1 protein-coding gene is annotated in these 1,206 nt (G+C 66.3%); it reads right to left on the bottom strand.

Translation table 11 applies throughout. The annotated features are described in order from the left end of the window. On the bottom strand, positions 1-1,206 hold a 1,206-nt coding region (locus tag QZ281_RS04880), incomplete at both ends, for a glycoside hydrolase family 15 protein (RefSeq protein ID WP_292225376.1).

Genomic DNA, 1,206 nt, shown 5'->3' with positions numbered 1-1,206 from the left:
GACCGGGGCTCATGACGCCGCCGACGCCATAGTTGGCGCCCGTCTGCCAGTCCTCGCCATAGCCGTCGACGCCGTAACGACGCCAGCCGGGGGTTTTGTCGCCTTCAGGACCGAAGTCGTAGCGAACGCGGTAAAGTGGGTCCAACGACTGGTCGTCATAGACGGGCAGGGTGGACAGGACGTGCGGATCGTCGGCGCGACGCACGCCGTAGCGAACCAGTTCCAGGAAGCCGCCGTCGATGATGCGGTCCTCTGGCGCCGCGACCTGACCATTGGCGACGCCCATCGGGCCCTTGTCGTTCGGGTTCGCGTTCTGGGTGATGCGGATGTAGTAGCGGCCGTTGCCGAAGTCGCCGTTGGTGGTGAACATCGTGGCCTCGATCTTGGAGGCGTAGTCGTCGGCCGTGGCCTGATAACGAGCGGCGCCTTCCGCATCGCCCGCAGCGCGCGCCATTTCCGCAGCGACCGTCAGACCGGCGACGACAGCAGCTGTGCTGGACGGCGAATAACCCTGCTGCTCTTCCCAGCGTTCCTGCTGGGTGAAGGGCGGCTTGATCTCGGCGTCATTCCACAACAGGCCGACCTTGCCGCCATCGACCAGGAAGTCGGCGGCAGGCTTCAGCATGGCGTTGTAGTGCTGGGTCATCTGGGCGTCGGACAGCCAACCCATCTTCCACAGACGATAGCCCAGCATGATCGGCATGGCCGTCTGGTCCAGCTGGACCGCGACCCATTCCAGTTCGCCGTCGACGTGGGTCTTCTGCAGGAACCAGCCGCCGACGCCGGTGTTGCCGGGCGTGTTCGGTCCGACCTGAACCTTGGGCAGATAGTTGAAGGCCGCCAGCGGCGTCTCCTTGTCGCCCATGGCTGCCAGCGCCATCGCCACCTGATAGAAGTCGCGCGGCCAGACGGCCTTGTAGCCGGTCGAGGACTTGGACGCGTCAACCGTGTCGCCCCACGGGTTGGACAGGGAGGCGATCAGGGCGCCCGCATGCGTGCGGTCTTCCTGAACCTTCAGCATCAGGGCCGAGGCATAGGCCAGCTTGCCGCCGTCGGTGGACTGTGCGGCCAGACGCGGCAGTTCGGTCAGGGAGGCGATGTAGTCCTCCCAGCCCACGCGGTCGCCTTCGCCGTTGAAGCGGGCCAGAACTTCGTCGAGGCCGGTGGTGAACGAGCCGTCGGCAGCCGCACGGGCGGCGGCTTCGC

Source organism: Brevundimonas sp., assembly GCF_018608325.1.
Classification (GTDB): domain Bacteria; phylum Pseudomonadota; class Alphaproteobacteria; order Caulobacterales; family Caulobacteraceae; genus Brevundimonas.
Note: the sequence above shows the minus strand (reverse complement) of the source record. Positions and strands in the feature narration are given on the sequence as shown.